We start from the raw sequence: 10,263 nt of genomic DNA, 5'->3' as shown, positions 1-10,263 counted from the left end.
CTGTCCAGCTTCGCGGGCGCGGACCCCGCGCTCAACGCGATGCTGCTGCGTGCCGCGCGCCTTGCCGAAACGCGGGTTCCGCTGGTCCTCGAAGGGGAAACCGGCACGGGCAAGGAAAGGCTGGCGCGCGCGGTGCATGTCTGCGGCCCCGCCGACCGCGCCCTGCACGTGGTGCGCTGCGCCTGCGTGACGGCCGCGCAGATCACCGAACATGCCGACGCACCGGCGGGCACGATCTTTCTCAAGGGGCTCGAGGATCTGGGCGCGGCGGAACAGGCGGCGCTGCTGGCGCTGCTGGAGCGGCGCGAGGACCTTCGCCCGGTCGCGTCGTGCCGCCGTGATCTCGCACGGGCGGTGCGCGAGGGGGCGTTCCGCGCCGACCTCTATTTCCGGATCGCGGGCGACACGCTGCGCCTGCCGCCGCTGCGGCTGCGCCATGATCTCGACTGGCTCATCGACAGGGTGCTGCGCCGCCACAATGCCCGTGGGCTGAGCCTGTCGCCGGCGGCGCGCGCCGATCTGGGCGGGCGTGACTGGCCGGGCAACATCCGCGAACTTGAAAGCGTGATCGACGTTGCCGCCGCCGTGGCGGAAGGCAAGGTCATCGACCTGCCGGACCTGCCCGCGCCGTGCCTGTCCGAACAGCCGACGCCCGGGGGCGGCGACGACCTGGAGGCGCTGCTGGATGCGTGCGGGTGGAACATGGCCCGGGTGGCCAAGCGGCTCGGGGTGAACCGATCCACCATCCTGCGCCGCGTGCGCAAGGCGGGGCTGAGCGCGCCGGGCTGATCGTTGCGCGGGCGTGTTGCGCCCTGTTGCGCGCGCAACGTGCCAGCGCCCCCGACCGGATTCGAGCCCCCCGACACCGTCCGGAACATGGTCTGACGGCCGGGCGCATGCCACCCTTCCCCGCGATCAAGAGCAAGAAAAAGGGAGGAGACCATGCTCGATACAACCGTGGCCGATCAGACCCAGGGATTTCTCGACGCGTTCGACAAGGCGCTGGCGGCCGGCGACATCGCCGCGGCGCGCGACATGTTCGTCGACGATTGCTACTGGCGCGACCTCGTCACGTTCACGTGGAACCTCAAGACCGTCGAGGGCAAGGACGAGGTGGCCGACATGCTCGAAAGCCAGCTTGCCGCGACAAGGCCCGCCAACTGGCGGATCGCCGACGGCGAAGTCCCCACCGAGGAGGGCGGGATCACGACCGCGTGGATCCAGTTCGACACCGAGAAGGCGCGCGGCTACGGGCTGGTGCGGTTGCGCGACGGCAAGATCTGGACGCTGCTGACCACCATGGCCGAGCTCAAGGGCTATGAGGAGGCGCTGGGCCATGACCGCCCGCTCGGCGCCAAGCACGGCGCCGACAAGCACCGCCTGACATGGAAGGAAGAACAGGAAAGGGAGGCCGCGGAACTGGGCCATACCCGGCAGCCCTACTGCGTGATCGTCGGTGGCGGACAGGGCGGCATCGCCCTCGGGGCGCGGCTGCGGCAGCTTGGCGTGCCCACGATCATCATCGAGAAGAACGACCGGCCCGGCGATTCATGGCGCAACCGGTACAAGTCCCTCTGCCTGCACGACCCCGTCTGGTACGATCACCTGCCGTACATCAAGTTTCCCGACAACTGGCCCGTCTTCGCGCCGAAGGACAAGATCGGCGACTGGCTGGAGATGTACACCAAGGTCATGGAACTGAATTACTGGACCCGGACCGAGTGTAAGTCGGCCACCTACGACGAAACAACCAAGGAATGGACCGTTGTCGTCGACCGCGACGGCGAGGACGTCGTGCTGAGGCCCACGCAACTGATCCTCGCGACGGGCATGTCCGGCAAGGCCAATGTTCCCGATTTTCCGGGCGCGCACAAGTTCGCGGGCGAACAGCACCATTCGTCGCAGCACCCGGGCCCGGATCGGTATACCGGCAGGAAGGCGGTCGTCATCGGGTCGAACAATTCGGCCCATGACATCTGTGCCGCGCTTTGGGAGCACGATGTCGACGTCACGATGGTGCAGCGGTCCTCGACCCATATCGTGCGCTCGGACACGCTGATGGATATCGGCCTCGGCGCGCTCTACTCGGAAGAGGCCGTGCGCAACGGCATGACCACCGAGAAGGCGGATCTTGTCTTCGCGTCGTTGCCCTACCGGATCATGCACGAATTCCAGATCCCGCTCTACGAGCAGATGAAGGAACGTGACAGCGCGTTTTACGACGGGCTGGAAAAGGCCGGCTTCCAGCTCGACTGGGGCGATGACGGGTCGGGGCTTTTCATGAAATACCTGCGTCGTGGCTCGGGCTACTACATCGACGTGGGGGCGTCCCAGCTCATCATCGACGGCAAGATCAAGCTCGCGCACGGGCAAGTGGCCGAGATCGTCGAGGACGGTGTCGTGCTCGAGGACGGCACCATGCTGGAGGCCGACCTGATCGTCTACGCGACGGGCTACGGGTCGATGAACGGCTGGGCCGCGGACCTCATCGGGCAGGACGTGGCCGACAAGGTCGGCAAGGTCTGGGGGCTCGGCTCCGCCACCACGAAGGATCCGGGACCGTGGGAAGGCGAGCAGCGCAACATGTGGAAGCCCACTCAGCAGGAAAACCTGTGGTTCCACGGCGGCAACCTGCACCAGTCGCGGCATTATTCCCATTACCTGGCGCTGCAGCTCAAGGCGCGGATGGAAGGCCTCGAGACACCGGTCTACGGATTGCAGGAAGTGCACCACCTGTCCTGAGGCAGCGATGACGGCCCGCCCGGCAGGGCGGGCCGCGACCGGTGCAACGCGGCCAGCCGCGGGCCGCACCCCGCATTGAAAAACGCGACCCGCAGGCCATGTAGGGCCCCTGTGGCGGTCCGATCATCCCCCGTCCGCACGGGCGCGCGCCGGTGCGACGTGACGTGTGAATGTCGGATCATGCCTTTTCAAGGGCGTCGGGGATGAATAAGCTCGGGCGCGAGGTAACGGAACCAACCAGGGAGAGTTTCAATGAAAAACCTGCTCATGACCAGCGCCGCGATGGCGCTTCTCGCCGGCCCGGTCGCGGCGGACAACCACGGTGGCGGGATCACGCTTGGCGTCCTGATGGGCTTCACCGGCCCGATCGAGTCGCTGACCCCGCACATGGCGGAAGCGGCCGAGATGGCGATGAAGGAAGTCAGCGACAGCGGCAAGCTGCTTGACGGCATGACCGTCACGTCCGAGCGGGGCGACACCACCTGTATCGACGCGTCCGCGGCCACGGCCGCGGCCGAGCGGCTGGTCACCGCGGCGGGTGTGCAGGGCATCGTCGGCGCGGCCTGTTCGGGCGCGACCACCTCGGTCCTGTCGAACGTGACCAAGCCCAACGGTGTGGTGCAGATCTCGCCCTCCTCGACGTCACCGGCGCTGACGACCATCGAGGACAACGGCTTCTTCTTCCGCACCGCGCCGTCCGACGCGCGGCAGGGCAAGATCATGTCCGACATCCTGATGGACCGCGACATCGACGAAGTGGCCCTGACCTACACCAACAACGATTACGGCAAGGGCCTTGCCGACAGCTTCCAGCAGGCCTTCGAGGAGGCCGGCGGCACGGTGACGATCAGTGCCGCGCACGAGGACGGCAAGGCGGACTATTCCGCCGAGGTCGGCGCGCTGGCCTCCGCCGGGGGGGAGCGCCTCGTGGTGGCGGGCTATGTTGACCAAGGCGGCAGCGGCGTCGTGCGTTCGGCGCTCGATACCGGCGCCTTCAGCACGTTCCATTTCCCCGACGGCATGATCGGCACGAAACTCGAAGAGAACTTCGGCACGATGATCGACGGCTCCACCGGGCAGCTGCCGGGCACCGACAGCCCCGGCAAGGACAAGTTCGAGGAAATCGCGGGCGATGCCTTCGATTCCACGTCGCCCTTCACCGGTGAATCCTACGACGCCGCGGCGCTCATCCTGATGGCCATGCAGGCCGCGGGCAGCACGGACGCGGCCGACTACAAGGATCACGTGATGGACGTGGCCAACGCCCCCGGCGAGGAAATCATGCCCGGCGAGCTGGGCAAGGCGCTCGACATTCTTGCCGAGGGCGGCGACGTCGATTATGTGGGCGCGACCGCGGTCGAGCTGATCGAACCCGGCGAGTCGGCGGGCAGCTATCGCGAGATCGAGATCAAGGACGGCAAGATCACGACGTCCAGCTACCGCTGATCGCGCGGTGAAAGGTTCTGGTCGGCCCGGGTGATTGCCCGGGCCGACCCAACAATGGCGGGGCGGCAACCGGCCCGATGGGGGACATGCATGATCGTCGTCGAGGACGTTCACAAGCATTTCGGCGGCTTCCACGCCGTCGATGGCGCGAACCTGACAATAAAGCCGGGCAGCATTACCGGGCTGATCGGCCCGAACGGTGCCGGAAAAACCACGCTTTTCAATGTGATCGCCGGCGTGCTCAGGCCCACGTCGGGCCGCGTGACGATGGCCGGCGAGGACATCACCGGCCTGCCGCCCCACGCCTTGTTTCACAAGGGCCTGCTGCGCACCTTCCAGATCGCGCACGAATTCGGCTCGATGACCGTGCGGGAAAACCTGATGATGGTGCCCGGCGGACAGTCGGGCGAATCCCTGTGGAAGACGTGGCTGCAGCGCGGCCGCATCGCGCAGGAAGAACGCGCGCTGGAGCGCAAGGCGGACGAGGTTCTCGAATTCCTGACAATCGACCACCTGGCCAACGAGAAGGCGCGCACCCTTTCGGGCGGCCAGAAGAAGCTGCTGGAGCTTGGCCGCACGATGATGGTGGATGCGCGGATTGTCTTCCTTGACGAGGTCGGCGCCGGCGTGAACCGCACCCTTCTCCGGACGATCGGCGATGCGATCCTGTCGCTGAACCGCGACCGCGGCTACACCTTCGTTGTGATCGAACACGACATGGATTTCATCGAACGGCTTTGCGATCCGGTGATCTGCATGGCCGAGGGCAAGGTGCTGGCCGAGGGCACGCTGGACGAGGTCAAGTCCGACGAGCGCGTGATCGAGGCCTATCTTGGCACCGGCCTGAAGAACAAGGAAAAGGAGACAGCCGGATGACGGCCGCCCGCGCGCTTTTCGCGACACTCGTGCTGCCGCCCGGGGTGGCCGCCAGCACGGCGCCGAGTTTCGGACACCCCGCCGCGGGTAACGGGCACGGGGGCCACGCATGAGCGGCGGCCCCTATGACGACCGTGGCAACAAGGACCGCACCATCGCCAACCCCGACGGGGCAGGCGAGCTGCGTCCCGCCGGCACCGAGGACGAGGCCCGCCCGGCCCCGGGCGCCGACGGCCCTTTCCTGATCGGTGACAACATGACCGGCGGCTATGGCCGGGGCCCCGACATCCTGCACGATTGCACCGTTTCGGTGGGGCATGGCCAGATCGCGGTGATCGTGGGCCCCAACGGGGCCGGCAAGTCCACGGCGATGAAGGCCGTGTTCGGGATGCTGGACCTGCGCGGCGGCGCGGTGCGGCTGGCGGGCGAGGACATCACCCGCCTGACCCCGCAGGCGCGGGTGCGCAAGGGCATGGGCTTCGTGCCGCAGAACCACAACATCTTCACGTCCATGACGGTGGAGGAGAACCTCGAAATGGGTGCCTTCATCCGCACCGACGACATCAGCGGCACGATGGAGCAGGTCTTTGACCTGTTTCCCATCCTGCGCGAGAAACGCCGGCAACCCGCCGGCGAACTCTCGGGCGGCCAGCGGCAGCAGGTTGCGGTCGGCCGCGCGCTCATGACCAAGCCGAAGGTGCTGATGCTCGACGAGCCGACGGCAGGGGTCAGCCCCATCGTGATGGACGAGCTTTTCGACCGGATCATCGAGGTCGCGCGCACCGGCCTTCCGGTTCTCATGGTCGAGCAGAACGCGCGCCAGGCGCTGGAGATCGCCGACATGGGCTATGTCCTGGTGCAGGGGCGCAATGCCTATACCGGCTCGGGCAAGGACCTGCTGGCTGACGCGGACGTGCGGCGGAGTTTTCTGGGGGGATGATGAGACGATACCGATCGGCAGCCCACCGTAACGGGCCTTATCGCGATCCGCACGGGCATGGTGCCGTCCTGCGCGGGGTGCTGGCCGCCCCGCCGTGCCGGGGGGCGCGCTGATGGATTTTCTCAATGCGCTTGTCGCGCTGTCGAACTTCGTCCTCGTGCCCGCCATCGCCTATGGCAGTCAACTGGCGCTCGGCGCGCTGGGGGTGACGCTGATCTACGGCATCCTGCGGTTTTCCAACTTCGCCCATGGCGACACGATGGCCTTCGGCACGATGGTCACGATCCTCGCGACGTGGTGGCTGCAATCCATGGGGGTCGGGCTCGGGCCGCTGCCGACCGCCCTTCTGGCCCTGCCCATCGGGATTGCCGGCTGCATGGCGCTCGTGCTGGTCACCGATCGGGTGGTGTACCGCTTCTACCGCGAACAACGGGCCAAGCCGGTGATCCTCGTGATCGTGTCGATCGGGGTGATGTTCATTCTCAACGGGCTGGTGCGTTTCATCATCGGGCCGGGGGACCAGCGCTTCGCCGACGGTGAGCGCTTCATCATCACCGCCTTCGACTTTCGCAAGATGACCGGCCTTCAGGAAGGCCTCGCGATCAAGACCACGCAGGGCATCACCGTGGTCACCGCCGTCATCGTCGTGGCGCTGCTGTTCTGGTTCCTCACCCACACCCGCGCGGGCAAGTCGATGCGCGCCTACTCCGACAACGAGGACCTTGCGCTGTTGTCCGGCATCAATCCCGACCGCGTGGTGATGATCACGTGGCTGATCGTCGGCGCGCTGGCGACGGTCGCGGGTGTTCTCTACGGGCTCGACAAGTCGTTCAAGCCCTTCACCTACCTGCAGCTTCTTCTGCCGGTATTCGCCAGCGCCATCGTGGGCGGGCTTGGCAGCCCGCTCGGCGCCATTGCCGGCGGGTTCGTCATCGCCTTTTCCGAGGTGACGGTCACCTACGCATGGAAGAAGGTGCTGGGCCATCTCCTGCCCGAGTCGCTTGAGCCGTCGGGCCTCGTGCAACTGCTGAGCACCGATTACAAGTTCGCCGTCAGCTTCGTGATCCTGCTGATCGTGCTGCTGTTCCGGCCGACGGGCCTGTTCCGGGGGAAAGCGGTATGAACGAGACACTCAGGAACACCGCGCTTTTCGGCCTTGTCGCGGGGCTGGTCGTGCTGACCGGTGTCATGCAGAGCTGGAACACCGCCATGGTCATCGTGAACATGGGGCTGGTCAGCGCCGTCATGTCCCTCGGGCTGAACCTGCAATGGGGGTTCGCGGGGCTTTTCAACGTCGGCGTCATGGGGTTCACGGCCCTCGGGGGGCTGGCCACGGTGCTGGTGGCCATGCCGCCCGTGAACGAAGCGTGGTCCGCCGGCGGCGGGCGCATCATCATGGGCCTGCTTTTCGGCGGCGCCGTGATCGCGGGGGCAATTCTGGTGCTGCGCCGCATGGGCCCGTCGCGCCTGCGCGGCGCCGTCGTGCTGGCGTTGCTGGTGATCGGGTTCTTCGTCTACCGCTGGATCTTCGATGCGGGCGTGCAGGCGGTCGAGGCCGTCGACCCGGCAAGGACGGGCTACCTTGGCGGGCTGGGCCTGCCGGTCGTCCTAGCCTGGCCTGTCGGCGGGTTGCTGGCCGCCGGCGCGGCGTGGATCATCGGCAAGGCGGCGCTCGGGCTGCGATCGGACTACCTGGCCATCGCCACGCTGGGCATCGCCGAGATCATCATCGCCGTGCTCAAGAACGAGGACTGGCTGAGCCGCGGCGTCAAGAACGTCACCGGCATTCCCCGCCCCGCACCGTACGAGATCGACCTGCAATCCGACCCCGGGTTCGTCGCAAGGGCCGAGGCGATGGGGTTCGACCCGGTCACCGCCTCGTCGCTTTTCGTCAAGGTCATCTATGCCGGGTTTTTCGCGATCGTTGTGGTGGCCCTCCTGGTGCTGGCGCAACTCGCGCTGAACAGCCCGTGGGGGCGGATGCTGCGCGCGATCCGCGACAACGAGGTCGCCGCCGAGGCGATGGGCAAGAACGTCACGCGCCGTCACCTTCAGGTCTTTATCCTCGGCTCGGCCGTGTGCGGCATGGCGGGCGCCATGATGACGACGCTGGACAGCGCGCTCATTCCCACCACCTATCAGCCGCTGCGCTACACGTTCCTGATCTGGGTGATGGTGATCGTGGGCGGGTCGGGCAACAACTTCGGCGCCGTGCTTGGCGGGTTCCTCGTCTGGTTCCTCTGGGTGCAGGTGGAGCCGATGGGCCAATGGCTCATGGCGACCGTCACCGCGCCCATGGCCGAGGACAGCGCGCTGCGCGTCCACCTGCTGGAAAGCACGGCGCACATGCGCCTGCTGACAATGGGCGTGGTCCTGCTGGTGGTGCTGCGTTTCAGCCCGCGCGGCCTGATCCCCGAGAAATAGGCGCGCGCCGGCGCGTGGGCGCCGTGGGCACGTCCCCCGTCCGGCGCGGACCCGCCCAGCGGTAGCCAGCGTTTGCTCGGCCGGGTCGTCCCCGGAAACGGCCTGTCAGCCGGGTCCGGGGCCACTCGGCCTCACGTCATGCGGCCTGCGCGGCCTTCAGTTGCAGGCGGCGGCGGTGCAAGACGGGTTCGGTATAGCCCGAAGGCTGCTCGCGACCCTTGAACACCAGGTCGCAGGCGGCCTTGAAGGCGATGCCGTCAAACCCGGGCGCCATGGGCCGATAGGTGGGATCATCCGCATTCTGGTCGTCCACCACCTGCGCCATCTTCTGCATGACCGCCATGACCTCGGCCTCGCTGACGACGCCGTGATGCAGCCAATTGGCGATGTGTTGCGAACTGATCCGGCAGGTGGCGCGGTCTTCCATCAGGCCCACGTCGTTGAGGTCGGGCACCTTGGAGCATCCGACCCCCTGGTCGATCCAGCGGACCACGTAGCCAAGAATGCCCTGCGCGTTGTTCTCGACCTCCTTGATGATCTGCTCCTTCGACCATTTCCGGTAACTCGCGACGGGAATGTCGAGAAGCGTGTCGACGAAAGCCCGCCGGCCGCCGGCCCTCAGCGTCGCCTGAACGGCAAGGACATCGACCTTGTGATAGTGCAGGGCGTGCAGCGTGGCCGCGGTGGGCGAGGGAACCCACGCGCAGTTGGCGCCCGCCTTGGGGTGTTCGATCTTCTGCTCCATCATGGCGGCCATCAGGTCGGGCATGGCCCACATGCCCTTGCCGATCTGCGCCTTGCCGGACAGGCCGCATTCCAGCCCGATATCGACGTTCTGGTTTTCGTACCCGGTGATCCACGCCTTGCGCTTGATGAAATCCTTCCGGCTGAACGGGCCGGCTTCCATGCTGGTGTGGATCTCGTCGCCCGTCCGGTCGAGAAAACCGGTATTGATGAAGGCCACCCGGTGCTTCGCGGCGCGGATGCATTCCTTTAGGTTGACCGAGGTGCGGCGCTCCTCGTCCATGACGCCGATCTTGACGGTGTATTCCGGCAGCCCGAGAAAGGATTCGACGCGCGTGAAAATCTCGTCCGTGAAGGCCACTTCGTCGGGGCCATGCATCTTGGGTTTCACGACGTAGATCGACCCGTGCACCGAGTTTCCGCCCTCGCGCCGGATATCGTGCATCCCGATCAGGGTGGTGATCGCGGCATCCATCAGCCCCTCGGGGATCTCGTCGCCCCGGGCATCGAGGATGGCGGGGGTGGTCATCAGGTGCCCCACGTTGCGCACCCACATCAGCGCGCGCCCTTTCAGTGTCAGGTCGCTGCCATCGGGGGCGGTGTAGCGCCGGTCGCTGTTCAGGCGCCGCGCGACGGTCTTGCCGCCCTTTTCCAGCGACGCTTCTAGCGTGCCCTTCATCAGGCCCAGCCAGTTGCCGTACGCCAGCACCTTGTCCTCGGCATCGACGCAGGCCACCGAATCCTCGCAATCCATGATGACCGAGACGGCGCTCTCGACCTGGACATCGGCCAGCAGCGCCTGGTCCCGGCATCCGATAAAATGCGCCCGGTCGAACAGCAGCTCGACATGCAGGCCGTTGTTGCGCAGCAGAACGGCGTCGGGGGCCTTGGGGTTGCCCCGGTACCCCGCGAATTTCTCGGGCTCCGCCAGCGGGCAGTCATCCACCAGCAGGGCACCGTCCTGCACGTGGTAGCGTCGTACGTCGGCATGGCTGGTGCCCCGCAGCGGGACGGAACATATCCGCGTCATGGGCGACAAGATCACCGCCAAGGACACCATGAAGGATCTCGGCGTGCCCTGTGTACCGGGC

At 66.7% G+C, this 10,263-nt stretch carries 8 protein-coding genes; 7 read left to right on the top strand and 1 reads right to left on the bottom strand.

What is annotated here, in order from left to right; translation table 11 throughout:
• From ACH107_RS26255 to ACH107_RS26225, 7 genes are all read left to right on the top strand, one after another.
• Window positions 1–789 (top strand): sigma 54-interacting transcriptional regulator (locus tag ACH107_RS26255; protein WP_412508584.1); only part of this gene is annotated, 789 nt, incomplete at its 5' end.
• Window positions 790–942: 153 nt separating this feature from the next.
• On the top strand, window positions 943–2,742 hold the full coding sequence (locus ACH107_RS26250; protein WP_412508583.1) for a flavin-containing monooxygenase: 1,800 nt from the start codon (window positions 943–945) through the stop codon (window positions 2,740–2,742).
• Window positions 2,743–2,994: 252 nt separating this feature from the next.
• Entirely contained in the window at window positions 2,995–4,188 is a 1,194-nt protein-coding gene (locus ACH107_RS26245) for an ABC transporter substrate-binding protein (protein WP_412508582.1), read from the top strand.
• Between the two features lie 90 nt (window positions 4,189–4,278).
• Window positions 4,279–5,064: an ABC transporter ATP-binding protein gene (locus tag ACH107_RS26240; RefSeq protein ID WP_412508581.1), complete on the top strand. Its 786-nt coding sequence runs from the start codon at window positions 4,279–4,281 to the stop codon at window positions 5,062–5,064.
• A 109-nt stretch (window positions 5,065–5,173) separates the two neighbouring features.
• Window positions 5,174–6,004, top strand: coding sequence for an ABC transporter ATP-binding protein (locus tag ACH107_RS26235; protein WP_412508580.1), 831 nt, complete (start codon window positions 5,174–5,176; stop codon window positions 6,002–6,004).
• A 112-nt stretch (window positions 6,005–6,116) separates the two neighbouring features.
• Window positions 6,117–7,127 carry a branched-chain amino acid ABC transporter permease gene (locus tag ACH107_RS26230; RefSeq protein ID WP_412508579.1) on the top strand — a complete coding sequence of 337 codons (1,011 nt, stop codon included), beginning with the start codon at window positions 6,117–6,119 and terminating at the stop codon, window positions 7,125–7,127.
• Window positions 7,124–8,428, top strand: a complete 1,305-nt coding sequence (locus tag ACH107_RS26225; RefSeq protein ID WP_412508577.1) for a branched-chain amino acid ABC transporter permease — start codon at window positions 7,124–7,126, stop codon at window positions 8,426–8,428. Before ACH107_RS26230 ends, ACH107_RS26225 begins: the two co-directional genes overlap by 4 nt.
• Before the next feature lie 136 nt (window positions 8,429–8,564).
• Here ACH107_RS26225 and ACH107_RS26220 read toward each other — a convergent pair.
• On the bottom strand, window positions 8,565–10,263 hold a 1,699-nt coding region (locus ACH107_RS26220; RefSeq protein WP_412508575.1), incomplete at its 5' end, for a malate synthase G.

The organism is Roseovarius halophilus (ex Wu et al. 2025) (assembly GCF_047086965.1).
Note: the sequence above shows the minus strand (reverse complement) of the source record. Positions and strands in the feature narration are given on the sequence as shown.